We start from the raw sequence: 23,982 nt of genomic DNA, 5'->3' as shown, positions 1-23,982 counted from the left end.
ACTGGCCCCTCATACCTTGAGCTGGGAGACGGGATCCGCCGCCAGCGCCGCAAACACATCCTTGACCCGGCACTCCTCACACATCAGCAGCCGCTGGGCGGCCTCGTTCTGGAAGTGGGAGTGACCGGCCAGTTTTTGCTGGATGCGGCGGATCATCGAGGCGGGCGCGAACGGCTTGGAGCAGCGAATGCAGCAGGCGGCTTCTTCGGCTTTCAGGCTCTGGACGGCGCGGCGCGCTTCGGGCAACGGCTGCAGGCGGGGCGTGAGCACGATGGCCTGCTCGGGGCACGCCTTTTCGCACATGCCGCACTGGATGCAGTCCTGTTCGATAAAGTTGAGGCCCGGCGCATGGCCCACCGCATGCAGGGCGCGGCTCGGGCAGACCGCCACGCAGCCCATGCAGAGGGTGCAGTCAGACTCTTTGAGTTCCACGCTGCCGTAAGGGGCGCCGTGGGGCACCGCCAGCGGTTCACGGCTCCCTTCGTTGGCCTGCCAGAGGGCATCGAAGGCGGCAAACAGCTTCTCCCGTTTGTCCCCTTTGAGCGGCTTCTCCAGCAGGGTAACGGTGGGCTGGCCGGAAACAGGCTCACCAGCATCTGCGTCAAACAGAGCGATGCAATCGGCAGCAAGACCGGCGCCCGCCAAGAGCACGGCGGCGCTCGCCAGTTCCCGCTCAACCAGTGCACGGACGCTGGCGGGGGCATCGTCGCTCAGCGCGATGCGCACCGCACTGGCGCCATAGGCGAGGGCGGCGAACCAGCTTTCGATACCTAAGCTTGCGCTCTCCTCCACCCAGACTGGCAGCCAGTTGACGGGCAGGCGGGTGAGCTCGGCTTCCACCCATTCTCGCTCGTTTTCACCGGCGATCAGCAGCTGGGGCGCGTCGCCGCCCGCCTCCCGGTAGTGCTTGAGCAATCGCAGCAGGTAGTCGCCGCTGGTGTTGGCATCGGGCTGGTGATAGGCAATCGCCCCGGTCGGACAGGCCGAGGCGCAGCTGCCAAAGCCCTGACAGAGATGGGGATCGATCTGGATGCGGCCATTGATGGGCTTGAGGGCATCGGTCGGACAGACATCGAGGCAGCGGCTGCAACCGGGCACGCCGCGGGCGGTAAAGGCGCAGGCCTCGGGGTCGAGGCGAAAATAGCGCGGCTTGTCGAAAATACCGGTCAGCGCACAGAGCTCGGCAAGCCGTTCGGCCAGCCCTTGGTCATCGGCAAGATGCAGATAGCCGACCGGCGGACGCTCCAGCGCAAAGAGCGGGGCGCGGCCCAGATCGGCCACCAAATCAAAACGCGGTTCGCTGCCCACCATCGCTTGTTGTGAAAAGCAGAGCGCCGCCAGATTTACCCGCTCACCCTGCCCATTGAGGCCGGTGAGCTGAAATTGGCCAAGATACCCTGTCAGGCTCGGCTCGCGCAGGGTCAGGGCCGCGAGGGATGCGGTGGCATCGAAAATGGCTTCGAGATCTGCCGCCTCGGCATAGTGGACCGATTCGGTCACCAGCAGAGTGGGCTTCACCCCGGCAGGCAGCAGGCTGGCAGCGCGGCGAATGCGATCTTCCGGGCCGACCAGCAGCAGGCGCCCCTGACTCTGGTAAGAGACAGTGGCCGGGATCAGGTTGTCGGTCTTGACCGTATGCTGCAGGGCATAGGCGCGAGCGAGCGCGTTATGCTCGGCCGCCCCCGCCCCATGGGCAAGATTGGAGGCTAGATTTGGGGCCAGATTTGGCAATGTTTGTTCAGTGCTCACATACACTCCTGTGCGCGCCACCTCATGGGATGGGCGCTTGTTGGTAAGCCGAGAGAGCAAGAGGCGAGCCAACTCCCCCGGAAAAAAAGTGACTGACAGGGAGTCAGGATCCTGAGGGTTCCATTTCCCCACCTTTCGTTGGGACATTTTGTCCACCACAGGAAACCAAAATGTCCCGATCGTCGGTGTGGGTTTGAGAATGGTTATCAGCCAGCTCGTCAGCGGCAGGTTCGCTGACAAGCGTCACCGGTTCAGCAGATCCGCTGGCCGGATTGCCCATCTCGCTCTCCGGGGCGGTTACCTGATCCACCAGCCAGTTGCGCAGGCCTGCGGTCAGGGCCGCAGGCAGCAATTCGGGCTGGCTAAAATCCTGGGTGTAGTCGTCAAGCCCATCCGGCTTGTGGCTGCGAAACATGGCCCGCAGCGCCTCCCTGTCGGGGAGTTTGGCCTTGCCCGGCTGAGCCGTTGTTAGCGGCGGCTCGCCACTCTCGGCCCCCTCCACGGCAAGGGATTCACTGCTCCCCTTGTCAGTGCTGACTACGGGGCTATCCAGCGAGGTATCTGGAGTTTCAGCTTCGCCACTGCCTTCGATGGGGGCGGCAACCGCCTCGGGACTGGCCTCTTCCCGTGGCTGCAATACCTGATGCTTGCGCGCCTCACTCTTGCGAGACGACCAGCGTTTGAGGAACTCACTCATGGGCGCTGTTTCCGGCCTTGTTTACGGCACAGGTTCCGGCGTCACTGCCACGCTCGCGGCCATCGGGGCAGGTGGCTTTAACGGCGCCACAGCTGGCTTGATCTACCGTATCGACACCGAGCTGATCCTGCGCCCGCCCCTTGCCCTTCTTGCCCTTGCGACGGGCCTCCAGCAGCTCGCCGTGGCGGCCGATAAAGGCCTCCACCCAGGCTTGCAGCGCTTCGGGCAGCGGGCAGGAGAGCACCTGCCGCTCGCCATCCATATAGGCGGCAGCCACGGTCTGGCTCAGGGTCAGGCCATCGGCCACAAAGCCACTGTCCACGCGGCTTCCGGTGACAAAGAGGCGGGGCGAGCCGGAGCTCAAATTGAAGCGATAATCCCCCCGCTCATCACGAAACAGGGTAAGGGGCAAGGCACCGGCAGCCTCGGGTTCGGCGGGATAGAGCGCCGCAATCTCGAAACGGCGGCTCTGCCAGCGGCCAACCTGGCTGTCGATGGCCTTTAACTCCAGTTGCAGCCAGCGCTGCGGGGGCAAGGTATTGGTTGTCTCTTGCACTGTCACTGCTCCCATCAGAAGGTCTCTGCCGGGCCGCTCTCCCCCGTGATTCACCCCGTTTGGGGCGGATCACAGCAGGAGACTTATGGCGGCCACGGCCATCAATGGAATAAGACTTAGCAAGAGTGGGGCCAAGGCCGGTTTGGTGGTTGATGGGGGCTTTGATGCGGGTTGGGACGTCGTGCGGGACATAGGTTGGCGCGGGCGTAGGTTGGTGCAGAGCGCAGCGAAGCCCAACATGCGGCATCAAATCAATCCGCCAATGCTTGTTCAAGGAGATGGCAATCATCGAATAACGCCGAATTATCCGATTATTGCCTTGATAAGTATGTGCGCGGTAAACGTTGGGCTTCACTTCGTTCAGCACCAACCTACGAGATATCGTGGCAGTCTTGTTATGACGAGCGACTCCACTACTGCGATGCGGATGCAGCAAATACCTGCTTAAACATCGGAATTAGTAGTTTATTGCCGTATTCGCTCAAATGGTCGTCATCGTAATAGATGGGTCGGCCATCTTTGCTGCCCCAGCAGCGGCCGTCATGACACAAATAGGGCAGCGGATCGAGAATCTTGACGCCACACCTGGCCACCGCCGCGTCTTGCGCCGCCCACACCACTTTGTGCCGTGCATGGTACTCTTCGAGCGAAATCGATATTTGGGGATCGGGTTTGCCAAACATCAGTGCACGAGCCATGGCTTTTGGAACATCAACCATCATCTCAGGGATGGGGCGCGTAATATATACGGGCCTTTGCTTGGCTAATTCACAAGCACTTTTAATCAATCCCGCCGAAAATTCATTCAAAAAGCCATCTGTTATTTCAATGTTATAAACATCAAAATATGATAATGGCATATTCATCTTTTCTTTGATGTTGTGTTGCCCAAAAGCATACACTGACGTTCTATTTACAATCACCAATGGGATGTCTTCTCTATATGCTGATATTTTTTCTTTTGCCCAATCATTGAACTCTTTACACTGCGTCTTGTTATTATCATCCACAACATTCAACCCAAAAATAGTTGGGCAACTTGCATATGTTAAATCAAGAATTCCATCTGTTTTTTTCAACACAGATGCGGCTAACCCACCTGATACGGCATCAGCATGACTATCACCAATCAAAATTGCTTTAACTTCCGCGCCCCCATAAACACAGGCAGGAGACGTAACACCCGAGCTAACGAAACAGTCATCTTTTCTTGGTTTTACATTAAGCGACTCGTCGGAAATAACATTAACTCTTGCATCCAGTCGCTGATTCACCACCGGATGTGACAATTTAACGCCTAGAAACACCAACACCGCCGCCAACCCAATAGCACCGGTAACAACAGCTAATTGGCCACTTTGCATCCAGAGACCAGATCTGTTTAAACCTTTACGCATCGGATTTTCTACCAAGCGCAGCGACAGTTCACCCAATAGCAGCGAGCCCAACACACCCGCCACCATCCATTGGGGGTTAGCCTGCTCACCGGCATAAGTCAGCAATACCACCAACGGCCAGTGCCACAGATAAATCGAATAGGAGCTGGCGCCCAGCTGGCGGGCAAGCGGGTTAGCCGTTAACCAGGAGCGCTGGCGATTGGCCGCCAACACCAACATGGCACCCACCACCGGCACCAGTGCTAGATAACCTGGCCACAGCATCGCCGGATCAAAGGTGGCTATCGCCCAGATGATTAGCGCAAAGCCAATCCCTTCCGCCAACCGAGCCCACTGCCGTGACATGGAGTGCTGGCGAGTGGCCCACCAGACCAGACCACCGGCCAGCATTTCCCAAACACGGGTGGGCAACAGGTAAAAAGCCGCCCCCGGCCAGCGGTTACTGGCATAGACCGACAAGACTAATGACAACACTCCTGCCGCAATCAGTGCCAGCTTCACGCCTCGCTTACCAAACCAGTGCCACAACAGCAAACAGCCAAGCGGCAGCAGAATATAAAATTGCCACTCCACCGACAGCGACCAGGTATGTAGCAACCACTTCTCATGGGAGGCTGCGTCAAAATAGCCCGCTTCGCGCCAGAACTTGAGGTTAGAGACAAATGCCACCGCGGTGCCAACATGGCTAGCCAGCATTTTGTAATCGACATTGGGCAACCAAAACCAGCCCAGAATCAGCAAACTGGCACAAAGCACCAACAGCGCAGGAATAATTCGTCTGGCCCGTGCGAGATAAAAACCCCACAAGGAAAAATTGCCACGCTCGAGGCCAGATATAATGATCCCAGTCATTAAATAACCGGAGATCACAAAAAACACATCCACCCCGACAAAGCCACCTGCAAAGCCAGGCACGCCGAAGTGATAGAGCACCACCGCGACCACCGCCCATGCCCGCAGGCCGTTAATATCGTGACGAAATGACTTAGACTGGATTAGGGGTTGGTTGGTTGGTTGGTTGGTTGGTTGGTTGGTTGGTTGGTTGGTTGCCATACACCTGCTCATTCCAAAAGTAATAAATCGAAAATTGACCGCTCTTGCGAGAAATAGCGGCCAAAAGTGAGCAGATTATGCCGCAATCGATGCCCTAACACACTCATAAAATCACGGCGCCCTACGTCAAGCCGACCCTATGAGCGAAGCATCTTGAAACGAACCAAGAAACTCAGGCTAATATTTGCCAACCAATCATTTGATAGATATACCAACAAAACTAGCATTGCACCTTCTAGAATGAAACTTCTGGAACAAAACTTGCTGTATCCCTCCCCTTAGATCCCGGCAACCGGTCGCGAGGGGCCCATGACACCGACCTTTATCAAAAGCAATGCTGCCGCCCAGCTCACCATGGCCGTCGAGGTGATGGATGAACAGGGCATAATGAACACCCGCCAAATCGCCTGTGAGCGGCCACTGACGGTCTACCTCAACTGGAAGGAGATCGTCACCCTGATGACGCTGGGGGCCCGCCCCGAGGCGCTGGTGCTGGGTTACCTTAAAAATCAGGGCTTTATCGAGGATATTTCGGCCATCGAGTCGGTGATCGTCGACTGGGATAGCGAGGCCGCCGCCGTGGTGAGCAGCCAGCAGGCCGCCGATCTCGACAAATCACTGGAGAAGAAGACGGTCACCTCCGGCTGCGGTCAGGGCACCATGTATGGCAGCGTGATGAAGAAGCTCGAAGGGGTGGTCTTGGCGGCGCCCGAGCTTAAACAGAGCACCCTCTACGCCCTGCTCAAGGCGCTGTCGGCCCATAACGAAACCTACAAGATGGCCGGTGCCGTGCATGGCTGCGCCATCTGTCGCGGTAGCGAAATCCTCTCCTTTGTCGAGGATGTGGGGCGCCACAATGCGGTGGATACCCTGGCGGGCGAGCTCTGGATGCGCGGCGAGGCTGGCTACGACAAGATCTTCTACACCACCGGGCGGCTCACCTCGGAGATGGTGATCAAGGTGGCGCAGATGGGGATTCCGGTGCTGCTGTCGCGCTCCGGCGTCACCCAGATGGGGCTGGATCTCGCCCGCCAGCTCGGCATCACCATGATTGCCCGCGCCAAGGGGCGCCATTTCGAGGTATTCAGCGGCCACGACCATATGGTGCTGGACGAGAAGCCGCCGGTGCTGGCGCCCGGTTCAGCCGGTCGCGGGATGCGGGATTAAGTCATGAACGAGTTTATGAACGTGAAGCAGGTGGCGGAATACCTCGATCTCAACGAGAAGAAGGTCTACCAGCTCGCCAACGAGGCGCGCATCCCCGCCACCAAGGCGACCGGCAAGTGGCTGTTTCCCCGCTCCCTGCTCGATCGCTGGCTGCTCGGCAGTTGCCACGAGGGGGTGATGAACGACCGGCTGCTGCTGGCGGGCTCGGACGACGTGCTGCTCCACTACGCCAGCAGCCGCTTGGCGCAGCAGCTCGGCACCCAGGCACTGGTGGGCTACACCCCGTGTGGCACCCGTCAGGGGCTGGCGATGCTGGCGCGCGGCCATGTGGATCTCTGCGCCATCCACTGGGGCCAGGCCGAGGAGGCCCACCTGCGCCACCCGGCGCTGGTGCAGCAGTATCAGGGCCACCGGCAATGGGTGATCGTTCATGGATTTAGGCGGGTGCAGGGGCTGGTGCTGCGCCAGGGGCTGCAACCCAAGGAGGCGAAAGAGGCGCTCGACTGGCGCTGGGCCATGCGCCAAGAAGGGGCTGGCAGCCAGCGTGCCCTGCAGGAGTGGCTGCAAACGCAAGGGGAGTCGCTGACCCGGCTGGAGCGCACCCTCGAGGTCAACAGCGAGCGGGAGCTGGCCGCCGCCATCAGCCGCGGCGATGCGGATGTCGGGCCCGGCGCCCAGAGCACCGCCACCGAGTTTGGCCTCGGCTTTATGCCCTTGTCGCAGGAGTGCTTCGATCTGGTGATGCCGCAGGGGGTCTTCTTTCGCACCCTGCTGCAACAGCTGATCGGCTGGCTGCAATCCCCCGAGGGGCGTGAGCTGGCGGCGCGCCTCGGCGGCTATGACCTGACCCAGAGCGGCAAGCTGGTGTGGAGTCCGCAGTAAATAACCACTCACCCACCGACAAAACAGCCCGTCAACCATGTTGACGGGCTGTTTTTGTCACGGGCCTTTTTATAACAGCATCAATCGCTTGTCTCACGCCCTTCGGCATTGAGGGCGATGCGCCACCCTTCCAGTTTCGCGGGCTCGCTGCCGCTTGGCAGCAGGGCGTGGCTGCGCAGCCGCACGGTAAAGCAGCTCCCCTGCCCCGGGGTGGAGTCCACCAAGAGCTCCCCACCCCAGCGGCTGATGATGCGGTGGCTCAGGGCCAGCCCCAGACCGGTGCCGGTGGCGCGGGTGGTGAAGAAGGGGTCGAAGATCTTGTCGATAATGGCCGCCTCGATGCCGCTGCCGTTGTCGATCACCCGCACCTCGGCCCCGCGCAGCTGACCCAGTTCATCGACCCAGTCGCGGCTCTCGACCCGGATCTCCCCCTGCTCCCCCAGCGCGTGGCTGGCGTTGACCAAGAGGTTGATCAGCACCTGCAACAGCTGCTGGCGATCCGCCTCGATGGGCTGCTGGGCCCTGAGATCGGCTACCAGCTCAATCTGCTGCTGGCGCAGGGCGGAGCGCACCAGGGTCAGGCTCTCCTCGATGATGGGGTTGAGGTGCTGCCACACAGGCGCCGTCTCGTAGTCGCCGGGGCGCGAATATTGCAGCAGGCTACGTGTGATGGCGCGGATGCGCTCGATCTGGGCCAGCACCAACGTCAGCTCCTCGCTGACCGGCTCTGCCGCCTCCCCCAGCTCCAGCTTCATCAGCTCCACATTGCCGAGGATCACCGCCAGCGGGTTATTGATCTCGTGGGCCACACCGGCCGAGAGCTCGCCAAGGGCTGCCAGCTTCTCGCTGATGAGCAGCTGCTGGCGCGCCTCGGTCAGCATATGGATATGATCTTCCAGCTCGGCGGTCTTGAGCTCAAGGCTTTGGGTACGCTCGGCCACCTTCTGCTCCAGCTCATCGGCGCTGCGAGCCATCTGCTGCTGGTGCGCCTCCTGCCTGTCCAGCATGGCGTCAAACTGGCGACCGAGCTGGGCCAGCTCGTGGTCAGGGTCGAGGGCCAGCGGGCCGATACGGGCCGACTCCCCGGCCTGCACCTGCCGCACCACCTTGTGCATCCGCTCGATGGGGGAGAAGAGATCCCGCGCGCCGCGATAGACCAGCAGGCCGGAGAGCAGCAACAGCAGCACCACGCCGGATCCCAGCTCCACCAGATTGGTGAGGTAGGTGCGGATGATGGGCCACTCGAGAAAGCCAACATAGAGCATGCCGAGCCGCTCGCCCCTGGCTCCCAGCAGCGGCTCGTAGCCAGAGACATACCAGGCGTCGTGGACGAAGGCGCGGTCAACCCACATCTCCCCCCGCCCCAGTACTTGCTCGCGCACCGGCGGCGAGACCCGGGTGCCCACCGCCCGCCCCACCTGACGGCTACTGCTGACCGGTACGTTGGTGCTCACCCGCAAATCGTCGAGAAACAGGGTAACGGTGCCGACACTGCCATCCGGCAGGGTGTTTTTGGCAAACACCTGCCCCTTGAGCTCATCCACCAGCCGGGTGCTGCCGTTGACAAGCTCGCCCCCCTCCAGCACCGCCCAGAGCGATCCGTCGCGACCCATCACAGGGGTCAGTGACAAGCTGATCAGCCCCCTATTCTCCACCACCCTGGTGCCATCCCGCTGCCACAGCACAGCCCGCTTGGCCAGTTGCGGGGAGAGGGCGAGCATCTCCTGCTGCGACCAGACCACAAAGTGGCTGACGCTGCGCCCGGCCGTGAGGGCGGCGCGCTCCTGCGCCGTCAGCTGATCCAGCTCGGGGCCACGGCGCAAGCGCAGAAAATCGAGACCATAGTTGGCCGCCAGCGGCATCACCCAGTCATGCAGCTGATCCGGCGATTCCCGCAGCCGCAGCTGAAAGGCCCAGGCATCGCGCAAATGCTCCAGATGCTCGGTCTGGCGCTGCTGCTGCACCGTGATGGCGTGGTGGGCCACCCCGAGATCGCTGCGCACCGTGGTGAGCAGGTTCTGCCAGCTGTAGGTGAGGGTCCAGTAGAGGGTGAGCGCGATCATGCCCACCAGGGTGAGCATGATGGGCACCGAAGTAAGCAGCAGCAGGCGCCAGCGCACCTTGGTGCGGACGCAACGGGGCAACAGGGCGCGCATGCAGCGGGAGAGCAGGGTCAGCTTCATCGCCACCCCATCCAGTCAGCCTTCCTCATTCGATGGCCCACTCCTTGAATTTGCGGTCCAGCGTCTTGCGCGCCACCCCGAGCACCCGGGAGGCGGCCGACTTGTTGCCATCATGGCTCGCCACCACCTGCAGGATGTGAGCCTTCTCCACCTCCGCCAGCGGCCACGCCAGCGGATAACCCTCCTCGCTCGTGCCCGGTTCGGCGGGCTTGCTGCTCTGCCAGTAATCCGCCGGGGGCTTGCCCAGCAGCAGGCAGCGCTCGATAAGATTGCGCAGCTCCCGCACGTTGCCGGGCCAGGGGTAGGCCTGCATCGCTACCACATCCTCGTGGGTCCAGCTCAAGGAGCCCATCCCCATCTCAGCTGTGAGCTGGCGGGTAAAGTGGTGCACCAGCGCGGGGATATCGTCGATCCGCTCCCGCAGCGGGGCTACCGGCAGCGCCACCACGTTGAGGCGATAGAAGAGATCTTCGCGAAAGCGGCCCGCCTCCACCTCGGCCTTGAGGTTGCGGTTGGTGGCGGCGACGATGCGCACATCCACCGCCAATTCGCGCTCAGCCCCCACCGGCCGGATCGCTTTTTGCTCCAGCGCCCGCAGCAGGGAGGCCTGCATGGCGAGCGGCATTTCGCCGATCTCGTCGAGAAACAGGGTGCCCTGATGGGCGACCCGAAACAGGCCGTCGCGCCCCTTGCGGGCGCCGGTAAAGGCCCCCTGTACGTGGCCAAATAGCTCGCTTTCCAGCAGCTCCGGGGCGATGGAAGCGCAGTTGAGGGGCACAAAGGCCCCCATCCGGCCGGAGAGTTGATGCAGGGCGCGGGCCACCAACTCCTTGCCGGTGCCGGACTCCCCCTCCACCAGCACGGCGGCGTTGGAGGGCGCCACTCTGGCGATGAGCGTCTTGAGCTCGCGGGTCTTTGCACTGTCGCCGATCAGGGTGGGCGGGAAGAGCTTGCTCACCTCCCGGCGCAGCAGCAGGTTCTCCCGCTCCATCTGGCGGCGCTCGATGACTCTGTCCACCGCCTGCACCATCTGATCGAGGTTGAAGGGCTTGAGGATAAAGTCGCTGGCGCCGAGGCGCAGCGCCTTGAGGGCGGTCTCCATATCGCCAAAACCGGTCATGAAGATGATGTCGCTGCGGCGGGTGGCCGGGTCTATGGCCTCGTGCCACTCGATGCCGGAGCGCCCCGGCAGCCGGATGTCGGCGATGATAAGGTCGAAGTGAAGGCGGCAGCGCAGGGCTTCCGCCTCCTCCACGCTGGCGGCAGTCTCAATCTGGGCAAAACGCTTGGCCAGCGCCTTGGCCAGAAAGCTGCGCATGCCGGGCTCATCGTCAACGATAAGCAGGGAGAGGGCAGACCAGCGGCTGGGAGGGAGTGTCATGGAAAAAAGTACCTCGGATGCACGTACGGTCGGTGAATGTCCCGATAACCAGAACCTTAGTGGGACATTTTGTCCTTACCGTATCAAAAGCACCAACACCAATTATTAAAAGCGATAACAAGCTCACCAAATTGATTCTAATAAGCTTCTGTTTTTAAAAGGCAAACCGTGAATGCAGCGGCAAAGGAACAGTTTGGCACCCTGCTTGCTTACTCTTGCCCTCTCCTCATCCACCCTGAAAAAAGTTGCATCACGATGACGATAAAAACCAACCTCAAACGTTTTGCCCTCTCCCTCGCCGCCAGCCTGCTGATCGCCGGTGCGGCCCACGCCGAAGCGGATACTAATGCCACAAAAGCGCCGATCCGCCTCGCCACCACCACCAGCACCGAGCAGTCCGGTCTGCTGGGCTGGCTGCTGCCCCAGTTCACCAAGGAGACCGGTTATCCGGTGCAGGTAATGGCGGCCGGTACCGGCCAGAGCCTGAAGATGGGCGAGAATGGCGATGCGGATCTGGTGATGACCCACGCCCCCTCTGCCGAGAAGAAGTTTGTCGACGCAGGCTTTGGCATCGAGCCGGTACACCTGATGTACAACGACTTCGTTATCGTCGGCCCGGTCAAAGATCCGGCGGGTCTCGGCAAACTGCACGACGCAGCCAAGGGGCTGCAAGCCATCAAGGAGCAGGGCCAGACCTTTATCTCCCGCGGTGACGAGTCCGGCACCCACATCAAAGAGAAGACCCTGTGGCAAGCCGCTGACGTCAAACCCGAGTTTGCCGGTTACAAGTCCATCGGCCAGGGGATGGGGCCGACCCTGACCATGGCCTCGGAGCTGGGTGCCTACACCCTGACCGACCGCGGCACCTGGCTCGCCTACCAGAGCAAGCTGGATCTCGCCGTACTGCTGGAGGGTGACAAGCGCCTGTTCAACCCCTATCAGGTGATCCTGGTCAACCCCAAGCGCTACCCGGATCTCAACACCGAAGGGGCACGCACCCTGAAGAACTGGCTGGTCTCCGAGCATGGCCAGAAGCTGATCGGCGACTTCAAGGTAGCCGGTCAGGCGCTGTTCGTAGCGGATGCCAACGGGAAATAATGGCAACGCTGACTCCTGCGATGACCTTGATGGCCCTCCCCCGGTTCGCTGAGGGAGGCGCCTGATGCCGACCCTGCTCGACACGACCGTATGGACGGCCCTCGCCCTGCACGATGAGAGAGATGCGTCATGCGGACCTTGATCGATACCACGCTGGCGGCCCTCGCCCTGCTGTTCAGTGGTGACACCGAACTGTGGCAGGTGGTGGGGGTCTCCTTCTCCGTCTCCTGCATCGCCCTACTGCTGGTGCTGCTGCCCGCCTTGCTGCTGGGCTTTGCCCTGGCCTATCTGCCGCTGCCCGGCCGCTGGCTCTGGCTCTCCTGCATCAACACCCTGCAATCGGTGCCGACCGTGGTGATTGGCCTCTTGCTCTACATGCTGCTGTCGCGGGCCGGCCCTTTTGGCGACTGGAAGCTGCTCTTTACCCAGCAGGCGATGGTGGTAGGGCAGATGCTGATCGCCTTTCCGGTGATCTCCACCATGGCTCACGCGGCGTTTGTCCAGAGCGACCGGCGTGCCTGGGAGACCGCCCTGACCCTGGGGGTCTCCTGGCCCAAGGCACTGATCGGCCTGATGCACGAGTGCCGCTTTGGCCTGCTGGCCGCCATCATCGGCGCCTTTAGCCGCATCGTCACCGAGGTGGGCTGCTCCATGATGGTGGGGGGCAATATCCTGCACTTCACCCGCAATATCCCCACCGCCATCGCGCTGGAGACCCAGAAAGGGGCCTTCACTCAGGGGGTGGCCCTCGGCATCGTGCTGCTCACCCTCGCCCTCTTGCTCAACCTGCTGCTGACGGCCTGTCGCGGCCACAGCTATCTGAAGAACTGACCATGCCCCCACTGTGTATCAACAGGAGTACCCCATGGCCCTGACCGCCCAGCAACTCACCATGCGCTTTGGCGAGCGCCAGCTGTTCGAGATTGACCGGCTCGCTATCGCACCGGGGGATGCCATCTGGCTGCACGGGGCCAACGGGGTGGGCAAGACCACCTTGCTCAAGATCCTAGCGGGGCTGCTGGCCCCCACCCGCGGCCACACCAATCTGCCGGGGCGCTGGCAACAGCGGCTCAACCGGCTGCTCAAGCGGGATCTGGGGCCGGGCCGGGTCACCTATCTGCACCAGACACCCTATCTGTTCGATCGCACGGTGCACGACAACGTGGCCTGGGCGCTGGATAAACAACTCGGCAGCGAGATCCGGGTGTTCGAGGCGCTGCGCCGGGTCGAGCTGGAGGGGCTGGCACGGGAGCACATCAGCATTTTGTCCGGTGGCGAACGGCAACGGCTGGCGATGGCACGCGCCTGGGCACTGCAACCGGCCTTTCTGCTGATGGATGAGCCCACCGCCAATCTGGACACACATTCGGTTGCCCTGATGGCCGCATTGGCGCAAGATCTGCTGGAACATGGCAGCGGCTTGGTCGTCATCAGCCACCAGAGCAACGCCCTGACCGACCTGTGCGAGCGGCAATGGACCCTCGCCCGTGGCCAGCTGCAAGAGACGACCCCTTTAAAAATCATCGAGCGACATGACTTCAAAAAGCGACAGCCACTCTGATCCCGTTGCCGTATCAGCAGTGATCCTGGCAGGAGGCCGCGCCACCCGGATGGGGGGCGAAGACAAGGGATGGGTAGCACTGGCGGGACGCCCCCTTATCGACCATGTGTTGGCGCGCCTGCGCCCCCAGGTGGATGAGGTGCTGATCAACGCCAACCGCAGTCAGACCCGCTATCAGACGCTGGCCCCGGTCATCAGCGATGACAACAACGACTATCTCGGCCCGCTGGCGGGCATGCAGGCGGGCCTTGCCGCCGCCCGTCACGACTGGGTGCTGTTTGTCCCCTGCGATGGCCCCGCCCTGCCGCTGGATCTGATGAGCCGCTTTCGCGCCGCCCTGACCCCGGATACCGAGCTGGTAGTGGCCCACGATGGCGACTGGCTGCAACCCGTGGTGGCTCTGCTGCACAAATCCCTGCTCCCCTCCCTCACCGCCGCGCTGGCAGAGGGTGAGCGCAAAATCGATATCTGGTTTGCCCGCCACAATATGGCGGTGGTGAGCTTTGCCGATCAGCCGGATGCCTTTATCAATCTCAATAGCCCTGCCGAGCTGGCCGCCTACGAGGCCCGTCTGCTCGCCCCGGCTATCGCCCCCCAACAAGGAGTCACCTCATGACCCCGGCCCCCACTCTTCCCCTGCTCGGCTTTGCCGCCTGGAGCGGCACCGGCAAGACCACCTTGCTGGAGCAGTTGATCCCCCTGCTGGTGGATCGCGGCCTGCGCATCGGGGTGCTCAAGCACGCCCACCACGACTTTGATATCGACCAACCGGGCAAAGACAGCTATCGCCTGCGCAAGGCGGGTGCCCAGCAGATGATGGTGGCCTCCCGCTGTCGCCACGCTCGTATCATTGAGACGGAACTGGCCGAAGCGGACTTTCGCCAGCTGCTGGCCAGCTTCGATCAGACAGAGCTCGATCTGCTCTTGGTCGAGGGGTTCAAGCACGAACACTTCCCGAAAATCGAGCTGCACCGCGCCGAGATTGGCAAGCCGCTGCTCTTCCCCGAAGACAGCGACATCATCGCGCTGGCCAGCGATCAGCCCCAACAGAGTGGCGAACAACAGCAGACAAGCCTGCCCCGCCTCGATATCAACGATCTGGCGGCTATCGCCGACTTCGTCTGCAGTTGGCTTGACGGCTGCCAGAGCAAGGAGCCGGAGGCGGGCAAGGGCTTTCTCTCGGTCGAGGCGGCCCGCAATGCCATTCTGGCGGCCCTCACCCCGAGCACGGCCTGCAGCGACAAACCGCTGGCCCAATGCCACGGCGCCGTGCTGGCCGCCGATCTGATAAGCCCCATCAATGTGCCCCCCCATGCCAACTCGGCAATGGATGGTGTTGGCCTTCGTAGCGACGATCTCGCCGCCGGTCGCTGGCAACTGGTGGGAGAAGTGCTGGCGGGCCAGCAGCGCCACGAGCCTGTGCTGGCCGGTCAGGCGGTGCAGATCATGACCGGCGCTCCGCTGCCCCCCGGGGTGGATACCGTGGTGATGCGGGAAGAGACGCATATTGAAGGTGAGTGGGTCACGGTCACCGCACCGATCCGCGCAGGGCAGAATGTGCGCCTGGCCGGCGAAGATCTCGCCAAGGGCGCGGTCGCCATCCCGGCCGGGACCTGGCTGGGCGCCCCCCAGCTGGGGCTGGCGGCATCGCTCGGTCAGGCCGGTCTCACGGTGCGCACCCCGCTGAAAGTGGCGCTGTTCAGTACCGGCGACGAGGTGCAGGCGCCGGGCGAGCAGCTCGCCCCCGGCCATATCTTCGACAGCAACCGCTTCACCCTGATGGCCCTTATCCGCGCCGCCGGTTGCGAGGTGATGGACCTTGGCATCATTCCCGATGACAAGACCATTCTGCGCCAGCAGCTTGAGCAGGCCGCCGCCAGCGCCGATCTGGTGCTGAGCTCCGGCGGGGTCTCGGTGGGCAACGCCGACTTTATCAAGCTGGTGCTGGCAGAGCTTGGCCAGATCGATTTCTGGCGCATCCAGATGCGACCGGGCCGCCCGCTCGCCTTTGGCAAGCTGGGGCAGACCCCCTTCTTCGGCCTACCCGGCAATCCGGTAGCCGCCATGGTCTGCTTCCTGCAATTTGTCGAGCCTGCCATCGCCCGCTTGCAAGGCAAGCGGTGGCAGCCGCTGCGCCTCTCGGCGCTGGCGGACGAGAAGATGAAGAGCCGCCCGGGGCGCACCGAGTTTCTGCGCGGCATCTTCCATCAGGACCGTAACGGCCAGCTGCGGGTGCGCACCACAGGGCCACAGGGCTCCGGCATTCTCAGCTCCATGGCCGATGCCAACTGTCTGATTGAAATCGTACCGGACCAACCCGGGATCGCCGTTGGCGAACGGGTCTGGATCCACCCCCTGCAGGGACGACTGGCCTAAATCCCGACGGGGCGTCGGCCGGATGCACGGCGCCCCGTCACCCACCTGACAGGAGGCAGACTGTGCGTCTTGATGCCCCCCTCTCCCGACTCGAACTGCTGGTCTACGGCCGCTACCGGATCGTCCATGGCCTGCGCATTGCGCTCGCCTTTATGCTCACCTTTCTGCTGACCCGCGAGCTGAAACTGCCGGAGAGCACCTGGCCGCTGATAACCTTGGTGGTGGTGATGGGCCCCATCTCGTTTTGGGGCAATGTACTGTCGCGCGCCCTGCAGCGGGTGGTGGGCACCATCTTCGGCGCCAGTTGCGGGGTCGTGGCGCTCTATCTCGAGATCTACTCGCTACCGCTTACCCTGATCTGGTGCGGCTGCATCATGTTTCTCTGCGGCTATCTGGCCCTCGGCAAGCGCCCCTATGTGGGGCTGCTGATCGGCATCACCCTGGGGGTCACCATGGGGGCCATGCCGGGGGATATCGAGACGGCGCTGTGGCGCAGTGCCGACGTGATACTGGGCTCCCTGCTGGCGCTGCTGTTTTGCAGCATCTATCCCCAGCGGGCCTATAGCCACTGGCGGCTGCAACTGCACCAGATCCTGCAGCAGTCGGGGCGGCTCTATCACACTCACCTCTCCCCCAATGTGCTGGAGCGCCCGCGCCTCAAGCACAATCTCTCCCAGCTGTTGGCACAGACCGGCAAACTGCGGGCCCTGCTGGCCCCTGCGGCCAAGGAGACGCGCCACAGCGTCGCCCTGTTTGATGCGGTGCAGGTCACCATGCGCAACACCCTCTGCACTCTTGAGATGCTGGCCAACACCTACTGGAACGATCGGGAGAGCCACTTCCTGATGCAGAGTACCCGCGAACTGCACGCCTGCCATCTGGCCACCGAGGAGGCGATCAACCAGCTTGCCCTGATGATGCAAACCGGTGACGGGCGCGGCGCCGATGCCGCCATCGCCCGCCTGCACGAGGTGGCGACCCAGGTATCGCTGCCGCCCAACGCAGAGGCGGCCATCAATGGTTACCTCTGGCTCAACGTGCAGCTGACCGAGCAGCTCACCCACTTGCGCCGCCTGCTGGGACTGATCCTCACCCCGCCCCATCGCAAGCAGCCCGACTAGGCCCAATGCAAAACGCCCCGCAGTTGCGGGGCGTTGTCGGTCGGCATGGCCGCAATAATCAGGCTGCGGCGCGGGCGTTTGCGCTCATCTGCTCCAGCTCTGACCGGCTCAGGGTAGATACAAAGCGGCCGTCGAAATAGATATCCATCAGCTCGCCGCGCTTCTCACCGCGCATCATGCTGCTACGGCCATCCAGATAGTGCACTTCCATCTGGGCGGTATGCTCGTCCGGGTAGCTGATCTCCACCTCGCGCACCCCTTGTGGCAGCATGGCCAACGGCACCGTCTTGAGGGCCGGATCCAGATGCTGGTTCACCTTGATCACCGGATCGGCTTTCATGTCCACCACAGCCGGAGATTTGCCGGTGATCGGGTTCTTGCCAGACCAGAACTCGATGGTATTGAAAACGAACAGGTCAGCGGTCGCAGCCAGACCATAGACAGGGGAGAGCAGCATAAAGACCCCGGCACGACCGTAGCGGTTATCCACCACACTCAGGTTGCCCTTGGTGACCATGCCGGAAAGCCCCATCTGCCCCATACAGCCGCCCAGACCCATGCTCGCGACCATAACCAGCAGGGCCATTGCCCGCCCCTTCTGTTGTAATGCCATCTTGTTCTGTTCCTGCTCTGAAATGAATGAGGCGGCAAGCCTAATCAAGGGGCCAGAAGAGGACAATTCACAATGGCGGGACGATACAGGAGGGGTTCAGATTGGCGTACCAAGTGAGCAATAAATAAGCACCGATGGGATTGTCATCCGATCGGTGCCTTGTTCAACAACCAATAACCGTCAGGAGCCGATGGCCAGATTGGAGACTGTCTCGGTCACATTGATGGCGCCCTGCTCGATCTGCACCATGACGCTGCTCACTTCGCTTATCTGCTCCTTGCCACGCTGGGCACTGGTGGCCACTTCGTTGATGTTGCCGGTGATCTGGGCCGTCAGTTCGCGGTTTTTCTGAACCACGCTGGCGATCTCGCCGGTCGAGAGGGAGGTGCGCGCAGCCAGCTGACGTACCTCGTCGGCCACCACCGCAAAGCCGCGTCCCTGATCGCCGGCCCGGGCGGCCTCGATGGCTGCGTTCAGGGCCAGCAGATTGGTCTGCTCGGCAATACTGCTGATGGTCGAGACGATAGCTTCAATGCTTTTCGACTGCTCATTGAGCTGGCCAATCAGGCCGGAAGTGCGACTCACCTGTTCGGAAATGGCGCTGGAGATGGCAACCGATGCCGCCAGCAGTTCAGACCCGGTTTCGGCAAAGCGGGTGGTCTCCTGCGAAATGGTCTGGGCTATGTTGGCCGCCTCACTCACGGCCTGGGCGCGCTTGATCCGCTCTGTCACCTCACTGGCAAACTTGATCACCTTGACCACCTTGCCGCTCTCATCCTTGATGGGGTTGTAGGTAGCCTCCAGCCAGATCTCGTTGCCGTGGCTGTCACGGCGACTGAACAACCCCGACTTGAGCTGGCCGTGGGCCAGATCGTCCCAGAAGTGGGGTTGCTCGCGATAGAAGCTCTCATCGCAAAACAGCCTGTGATGCTGCCCCTTGAGCTGAGAAAGGGAGTAACCGACGCAGGAGAGGAAATTCTGATTGGCCGTCACAATCTCCCCCTTGGGGGTGAACTCGATAATGGCGAGCGCCCGATCGAGTGCCGAGATGATCGCTTTCTGACGACTCAACTGCTGATAACTCTCGGTGATATCGGAGGCTATCTTGACGACCCTGACCACCTTGCCCTCAACCTTGACCGGGAAGTAGGTCGCCTCCAGCCACAACTCCCTGCCATGTTTATCAATGCGCTGGTAGATGCCACTGTGGGAATGCCCCTGACGCAACTGTTCCCAAAACTGGGCATAGGAGGATGACTGGACGTAGTGGGCATCACAAAAAATCCGGTGGTGTTTACCAATCACCTCCTGCTCGCAATAGCCCACCACACTCAGAAACAGCGGGTTCGCCTCGAGGATCTCGCCACCTGGTGTGAAACTGATGGTAGCGACACCGACTTTTACTGCATCAATAAATGCCTGGGCCTGGGCCAACTGCATTTGACACGCTTGTAATTCCGCTTTGAGTTTGAAGTTAAACATCTGCCCCGCTCCGCTGTTACATTGATGTGACCACATTTTTTCTGCATCAATTTTAGACGAGAAACCAGATAGATAGCGGGGCCTCATCAATTAGGTAGTCAGGTCCCACTCCAGATAGGCCGGATTGGCGACAAAGCCGATCCGCTCATAGAGAGGGCGCCCCTGCTCGCTGGCATGGAGCCACACCTTGCCCAGCTGACGCGATCTGGCGAAGGCTGTAATGGCATCGAGCAGCGCCGTGGCGATCCCCTGCTGGCGCCATTGTGGCCGCGTATACATATTGAGCAGATACCCCTCCACCCCCGCCAGATTGCCGGGATAGGGCGGCCGTTCAAACAATGCCAGCGTCCCGGCCGCCACGATCTGTTTGCCGCCCTCCTGCGTATCGGCCTCAGCCAGCCAGGATAAAGCACTCTCTTCACTCATCGCCCGGGTGAAATAGTCAAGGGTGGCCTGCCACAAGGCCGGGTCTGCCTGCTGCGTCACCAGCTCACCGACCTCACAAAACAGCTCCATGCGCAACGCCACCAGTGCGGGAATATCTGCGGCCCTTGCCTGACGAATGATCATGGGTTGCTCCTTTTCTCTCATGGGAAATTTCGCCGGTCGTCATTATGACAAAGAGCGCCTTGTGGCGCTCTTTGTCATTGGGGAAATCACTGATAAATCAATGGCTGCGACGTGTCAGCCAGTGATCCAGGCTCAGCACACCGCCGCCCCAGATGATCAGGGTCAGCAGCATCCAGCCCCACAACTGGTGATCGTAAAAGCCACCCGCCCAGAGGGTCGGGTAGGAGATCACCGCCATGATATTGAAGCCAAACAGCAGCAAGGCTGCCGGGCGAGTAAAAAGCCCCGCCAGCAGGAAGAGCGGCAGCAACAACTCGATCGCCGTACCCAGATAAGCAGCCCACAACCAGGGCAGCAGGGGCACCTGATACTCGGATTCAAACAGATAGAGAGTGGAATCCCACGCCGTCAGCTTGAGCCAGCCTGAAGTGATAAAAACCGACGCGACCCAAAGCCGCGCCAGCAACAGCACACCAGCGCTGCTCCAGCGCGGCAAATCAGCACTCGAGCTGGCCAGCGCCAGCCATTTGTTTGCCATCATGGCATGACCTCCATATCCACCAGCAGACCAAGGGTTATCAGGCGAGTGAGATGTGCACTGGCCGCAGGGTCGGCCGCCAGCAGCTCGACCAGCGCCGTACCAGCGAGACAACCCTGTAGCAGCGCCCACTCACCCGCCGTCAGGGGCAAGGGGGCAACCCGGCAATCCGGCTGTTTCTTCAATGCCAACCAGACGGGGGCATCAAGCACCTCCACCGCTTCACCACAGTGCAGCGCCATCTGCCACAGGGCCAGCACCGGATAATCGCTGGCAACCAGCAGCAGATCCGTAGCTGGCAAGAGTCGCAGCTGCTCCCATTGTTGCGGCGATAATGCGGCCAGACGCTCGGCTGGCCAGCAGCGTGATTCCAGCGGCAGCAGACTGGCACGCTCAAGCTGCCATTCGAACTGCGCCAGCGCCTCCAGCCAGGGCAGTCCGGTTGTAGTCGGCAAGCGGGCCAACCATTGGCCAAATCCGGCGCCATAGTGTATGACGCTCCCTTCCCTGAGCGGCTCTGCCAATACGAAGCCACGGGCCGCCGCTGCAAAAAAGTCATCCCCGACCATGGCCTTGACGGCGGGATAACTGCTCGCCAGCACCTCGCCAAGGCTCAGGATGAAGTGGTTGCGATAGACCTGCAGCACAGACTCGGCAGAAAAGAGCCGGGAGCTGATGTAAGGGGAAATGGCGTCAGGCGCCCCCAGCAGACCATCGGCAAAGTGCTGTTGCAGCTGTGCCAGTTCAGCCATGGGCCACCTCCCGTGGTGCACTCATGGCACACGCCTCATCCAGAATGGCGCCGGCCTGCGTCGCCTCTGCCAGCAAGACCGGCAGCGGCGGGATCTCGAGGTCCCACTCAATCAGGGTAGGAATAGCCTGCTTGCGGCAGATCTGGCGATAGAGTTCCCAGACCGGCTCCACCACAGGGGCGCTGTGGGTATCGATATAGAGGGAGCCTTCCGGCAGCTGCTTCTCGGTATAACCGGCCAGATGGATCTCCCCGACGGTGGCGAGATCGATCGCTGCCAGATACTCATCGCAAGAGAAACCGTGATTGAAGGCACTGACATAGAGATTGTTGAGGTCGAGCAGGATGCCGCACTCGCTGCGCTGCTGCAGCTCGGCCAGAAATTCCCACTCGCTCATCTCGCCGGGCAGTTGCAGATAGGAGGAGGGATTTTCAATCAACATGCGGCAACCCAGGGTCTGTTGTACCTGCTGGATCTTGTCGCTCATGTTGCGCAGGGAGGCTCGGGTATAGGGCACCGGCAGCAGCTCGTTGAAGTAACGCCCACCAATGCTGCCCCAGCTGAGATGTTCGGAGATCCGTACCGGTTTGATCGCCGCGGCCAGTGTCGACAACTGCTGCAGATGGTGCGGATCGAGCGGGTCGGCAGAACCGAGGGACATGCCAACGCCGTGAAGACTGACGGGGTAGTGTTGCGCCAGTTCGGCTAGCACCTGAAAACCCTGGCTGTGCCGTTCGAAGTAATTTTCACTATGCACCTCCAGCCAACCGACTGCCGGCAGGGTTTGCCGGATCTCGTCGTAATGGGGAGAGCGTAATCCGATACCAATCAAAGGGTTCATCGCAAGACTCACTTTCACCAATCAGAGAAGATGCAGGGGGCGGCCCGTTGGCCATCCCCTGCCCGATGTCTCTTACTTGGGTTGCAGCGAGCCGCCGACCAGCTTCTCGCACAGCCCTTTGGGCATCACCACAAAGGCATCACCCTGAGCATCTTCCTTGGCAGTACCGGCGCAGGAGCTGCTCTTGGTCGCACAGTCATTTTTGCTGGCCTTGACCACGCCGTAGCACTTCTCCTTTTCATCGGCAGCCATGGCTGGCGCCGCGATAAATTGGGCGCCCAGCGCCAGCAGACCGGTCATGGCGGAGGCGATAGCAGTGCTTTTTTTAACATTCATGTTCATGTTCCTTTTGATGTCGTTGGATGTTGCTGATATCCCCGATTTGTCGCAACCGGGTACCTGCAATAGAACCGGCAAACGGGATATTCCCTTTCAAAAAAAACACAAAAAGAGTTAAAAAACCCAAAGGAAAACACTCAACCAATTGATTTTAAACAGCTATTTCATCATTGAAAATTTCTCGACGACCACCCATTAATGAACGAGAAAAGTGCCATATGGTGCTTTAACCCCGTTAATCTTCTTCACTGCTTCCATCAAAAGAGATGCGTCAGACATAAAAAAGCCCCGCCAACAGGCAGGGCTGGATGCAACTTTAAAGAAACAAGAAATAAACAATCTGAGTGGTATTGGGAGCCAGGAGTTGCGGCAAACAGATAAAAAAAGAGACAGCTTTGGCTGTCTCTTTTTGCACATGGTGCGAATGGGGTTTAGTAGAAGATCCGCTCGCCACGCTCGCTCATTTTGAGCCACACCGGTTTGGTGCTGGTTTTATTCCAGATCCGGTGCAGATAGCTGTAGAAGCGGGCACGATCGCTGCGAAACAGCATCACGGGGAAAGCCAGAATGCCCACCAGCAATACATAAATGCGACGAAGAATAATCTGAGTCAGGGAAAAGGGATGAAACATGATGTAACTCCTTACTGGTAAGACCACTGAGCAAAGATTACCCCACTCCATGTAGGATTACTACATCACCAACGCATTTTTTTATAAAAAAATGGTGAAAAACGGGAAATACTGAAAACGGGTTACGTCATTAACCAACAGTTAACAAACTTGCGAAAATCGTGCGCTTTGCCACAGTTATCAGGGGAAAAACATGCAGTAGGGAGACACGCATGAAACTGCCGGAAGTGGCACTGCTGGTGCTGATGGTTGCCCTGACACGGGCACAACTGGAGGAGTGGCAACTGAATCGGGAAGATGCCATCGTGCTGGCCGAACGGGGCGTGCCCACCGTCAGCCTGTGGCAATGCGGCACACTGAAGCAACGGATTGCGGATTTCAACCAGCACAGTGCCGAGGTGCAGTTTCAATATCGGGGGCAAAACATGGCGGATGTGAGCCACTATCTCGAGCGCGAGTGGAAACAGGCTGGCTGCGAACAGTTACTGGTACAGCAAGGATACTGACCAAAGCTCAGACTCGAAAAGTGATGATTGAGATAAACAGAGGAAAGATGGAGGCACGTTCCGGAGTCGAACCGGACTAAACGGATTTGCAATCCGCTGCATAACCGCTTTGCTAACGCGCCATGCTGACAAGACTGATTGTCTTGAAAGTGAGTTCCATCGTTGGTGTGATGGAAAATTGGAGCGGGAAACGAGACTCGAACTCGCGACCCCGACCTTGGCAAGGTCGTGCTCTACCAACTGAGCTATTCCCGCGTTACTGCTTTCGTGCCAGTTGCCTGACAACGAGGCGCATTATACGTACCACGAGCGCCAGCACAACCCCTTTTTCGCAATTTAAGCCCTGATGCAGACTGTTTGCTCAGTGTTTAAACGCCTTGCTGCATTTTTCTCCAGCCAGCTGTGACCCACCAAGCGAATTTGGGATAAAGTCGTTGAAATGATTACGCTTTCGTTCGAGACTTGAGCGGCTTAATAACCGGATTCTC

General features: G+C 60.6%; 23 protein-coding genes and 2 tRNA genes. 9 read left to right on the top strand and 16 right to left on the bottom strand.

Annotated elements, in window-relative coordinates:
• Positions 1-9 precede the first annotated feature (9 nt).
• The 4 genes from ACTG19_RS19195 to ACTG19_RS19180 form a co-directional block, all read right to left on the bottom strand.
• Positions 10-1,749 (bottom strand): 4Fe-4S dicluster domain-containing protein, encoded by a 1,740-nt coding sequence (locus tag ACTG19_RS19195; protein WP_439989431.1) that lies wholly within the window; start codon positions 1,747-1,749, stop codon positions 10-12.
• Between the two features lie 103 nt (positions 1,750-1,852).
• The gene (locus ACTG19_RS19190; RefSeq protein ID WP_439989430.1) at positions 1,853-2,446 is read right to left on the bottom strand and encodes a DUF3306 domain-containing protein; all 594 of its coding nucleotides are present in this window, start codon (positions 2,444-2,446) and stop codon (positions 1,853-1,855) included.
• On the bottom strand, positions 2,439-3,017 hold the full coding sequence (locus tag ACTG19_RS19185; protein WP_439989429.1) for a DUF3305 domain-containing protein: 579 nt from the start codon (positions 3,015-3,017) through the stop codon (positions 2,439-2,441). Before ACTG19_RS19185 ends, ACTG19_RS19190 begins: the two co-directional genes overlap by 8 nt.
• Positions 3,018-3,415: 398 nt before the next feature.
• Positions 3,416-5,452, bottom strand: a complete 2,037-nt coding sequence (locus ACTG19_RS19180) for an SGNH hydrolase domain-containing protein (protein WP_439989428.1) — start codon at positions 5,450-5,452, stop codon at positions 3,416-3,418.
• A 309-nt stretch (positions 5,453-5,761) separates the two neighbouring features.
• On the opposite strand from ACTG19_RS19180, the gene ACTG19_RS19175 reads away from it, so the two are divergent.
• Entirely contained in the window at positions 5,762-6,619 is an 858-nt protein-coding gene (locus ACTG19_RS19175; protein ID WP_439989427.1) for a formate dehydrogenase accessory sulfurtransferase FdhD, read from the top strand.
• Between the two features lie 15 nt (positions 6,620-6,634).
• Entirely contained in the window at positions 6,635-7,501 is an 867-nt protein-coding gene (locus ACTG19_RS19170) for a helix-turn-helix transcriptional regulator (protein ID WP_013723539.1), read from the top strand.
• A gap of 80 nt (positions 7,502-7,581) precedes the next feature.
• Here ACTG19_RS19170 and ACTG19_RS19165 read toward each other — a convergent pair whose 3' ends face one another.
• Both ACTG19_RS19165 and ACTG19_RS19160 read right to left on the bottom strand, forming a co-directional pair.
• Complete coding sequence (locus tag ACTG19_RS19165; RefSeq protein WP_439989426.1) at positions 7,582-9,684, bottom strand: sensor histidine kinase; 2,103 nt, start codon at positions 9,682-9,684, stop codon at positions 7,582-7,584.
• A gap of 25 nt (positions 9,685-9,709) precedes the next feature.
• Positions 9,710-11,065, bottom strand: a complete 1,356-nt coding sequence (locus ACTG19_RS19160; RefSeq protein ID WP_064339669.1) for a sigma-54-dependent transcriptional regulator — start codon at positions 11,063-11,065, stop codon at positions 9,710-9,712.
• Between the two features lie 255 nt (positions 11,066-11,320).
• Here ACTG19_RS19160 and ACTG19_RS19155 point away from each other — a divergent pair, with 255 nt between their 5' ends.
• The 6 genes from ACTG19_RS19155 (at position 11,321) to ACTG19_RS19130 (ending at position 17,221) form a co-directional block, all read left to right on the top strand.
• Entirely contained in the window at positions 11,321-12,163 is an 843-nt protein-coding gene (locus tag ACTG19_RS19155) for a substrate-binding domain-containing protein (RefSeq protein ID WP_439989425.1), read from the top strand.
• 129 nt (positions 12,164-12,292) lie between these two features.
• Positions 12,293-12,994 carry an ABC transporter permease gene (locus tag ACTG19_RS19150; protein ID WP_439989424.1) on the top strand — a complete coding sequence of 234 codons (702 nt, stop codon included), beginning with the start codon at positions 12,293-12,295 and terminating at the stop codon, positions 12,992-12,994.
• A 34-nt stretch (positions 12,995-13,028) separates the two neighbouring features.
• Complete coding sequence (locus ACTG19_RS19145) at positions 13,029-13,724, top strand: energy-coupling factor ABC transporter ATP-binding protein (RefSeq protein ID WP_158112131.1); 696 nt, start codon at positions 13,029-13,031, stop codon at positions 13,722-13,724.
• A complete protein-coding gene (mobA, locus tag ACTG19_RS19140; RefSeq protein WP_019446236.1) occupies positions 13,696-14,340 on the top strand; it encodes a molybdenum cofactor guanylyltransferase MobA in 645 nt (214 codons plus the stop codon). Before ACTG19_RS19145 ends, mobA begins: the two co-directional genes overlap by 29 nt.
• Positions 14,337-16,100, top strand: a complete 1,764-nt coding sequence (locus ACTG19_RS19135) for a bifunctional molybdopterin-guanine dinucleotide biosynthesis adaptor protein MobB/molybdopterin molybdotransferase MoeA (RefSeq protein WP_421286307.1) — start codon at positions 14,337-14,339, stop codon at positions 16,098-16,100. The genes mobA and ACTG19_RS19135 overlap by 4 nt, the downstream gene beginning before the upstream one ends.
• Positions 16,101-16,162: 62 nt before the next feature.
• Positions 16,163-17,221, top strand: a complete 1,059-nt coding sequence (locus ACTG19_RS19130) for an FUSC family protein (RefSeq protein ID WP_439989422.1) — start codon at positions 16,163-16,165, stop codon at positions 17,219-17,221.
• 58 nt (positions 17,222-17,279) lie between these two features.
• On the opposite strand, the gene ACTG19_RS19125 is transcribed toward ACTG19_RS19130, so the two are convergent.
• From ACTG19_RS19125 to ACTG19_RS19090, 8 genes are all read right to left on the bottom strand, one after another.
• The gene (locus ACTG19_RS19125; protein ID WP_439989421.1) at positions 17,280-17,834 is read right to left on the bottom strand and encodes a DUF3332 domain-containing protein; all 555 of its coding nucleotides are present in this window, start codon (positions 17,832-17,834) and stop codon (positions 17,280-17,282) included.
• A gap of 180 nt (positions 17,835-18,014) precedes the next feature.
• A complete protein-coding gene (locus ACTG19_RS19120) occupies positions 18,015-19,316 on the bottom strand; it encodes a methyl-accepting chemotaxis protein (RefSeq protein WP_439989420.1) in 1,302 nt (433 codons plus the stop codon).
• A gap of 90 nt (positions 19,317-19,406) precedes the next feature.
• Complete coding sequence (locus ACTG19_RS19115) at positions 19,407-19,886, bottom strand: GNAT family N-acetyltransferase (protein ID WP_439989417.1); 480 nt, start codon at positions 19,884-19,886, stop codon at positions 19,407-19,409.
• Between the two features lie 97 nt (positions 19,887-19,983).
• Positions 19,984-20,427: a DoxX family protein gene (locus tag ACTG19_RS19110; protein ID WP_201989950.1), complete on the bottom strand. Its 444-nt coding sequence runs from the start codon at positions 20,425-20,427 to the stop codon at positions 19,984-19,986.
• Positions 20,424-21,176: an HvfC/BufC family peptide modification chaperone gene (locus tag ACTG19_RS19105; RefSeq protein ID WP_439989415.1), complete on the bottom strand. Its 753-nt coding sequence runs from the start codon at positions 21,174-21,176 to the stop codon at positions 20,424-20,426. The genes ACTG19_RS19110 and ACTG19_RS19105 overlap by 4 nt, the downstream gene beginning before the upstream one ends.
• A complete protein-coding gene (gene bufB, locus ACTG19_RS19100; protein ID WP_139408015.1) occupies positions 21,169-22,017 on the bottom strand; it encodes an MNIO family bufferin maturase in 849 nt (282 codons plus the stop codon). The genes ACTG19_RS19105 and bufB overlap by 8 nt, the downstream gene beginning before the upstream one ends.
• Before the next feature lie 72 nt (positions 22,018-22,089).
• Positions 22,090-22,353 carry a BufA1 family periplasmic bufferin-type metallophore gene (locus ACTG19_RS19095; protein WP_005334862.1) on the bottom strand — a complete coding sequence of 88 codons (264 nt, stop codon included), beginning with the start codon at positions 22,351-22,353 and terminating at the stop codon, positions 22,090-22,092.
• A 434-nt stretch (positions 22,354-22,787) separates the two neighbouring features.
• Entirely contained in the window at positions 22,788-22,988 is a 201-nt protein-coding gene (locus ACTG19_RS19090; RefSeq protein WP_005334863.1) for a YbfA family protein, read from the bottom strand.
• 212 nt (positions 22,989-23,200) lie between these two features.
• Between ACTG19_RS19090 and ACTG19_RS19085 the strand changes: the two genes are divergently transcribed.
• Positions 23,201-23,494 carry a hypothetical protein gene (locus ACTG19_RS19085; RefSeq protein WP_111900519.1) on the top strand — a complete coding sequence of 98 codons (294 nt, stop codon included), beginning with the start codon at positions 23,201-23,203 and terminating at the stop codon, positions 23,492-23,494.
• 48 nt (positions 23,495-23,542) lie between these two features.
• Here the strand turns inward: ACTG19_RS19085 and ACTG19_RS19080 are convergent.
• Both ACTG19_RS19080 and ACTG19_RS19075 read right to left on the bottom strand, forming a co-directional pair.
• Positions 23,543-23,616, bottom strand: a tRNA-Cys gene (locus ACTG19_RS19080).
• 57 nt (positions 23,617-23,673) lie between these two features.
• Positions 23,674-23,749 (bottom strand) — tRNA-Gly (locus ACTG19_RS19075).
• Positions 23,750-23,982 lie beyond the last annotated feature (233 nt).

The sequence above is a fragment of the Aeromonas sp. 3P genome (assembly GCF_051919745.1).
Taxonomy (GTDB): Bacteria; Pseudomonadota; Gammaproteobacteria; order Enterobacterales; family Aeromonadaceae; genus Aeromonas; species Aeromonas veronii.
Note: the sequence above shows the minus strand (reverse complement) of the source record. Positions and strands in the feature narration are given on the sequence as shown.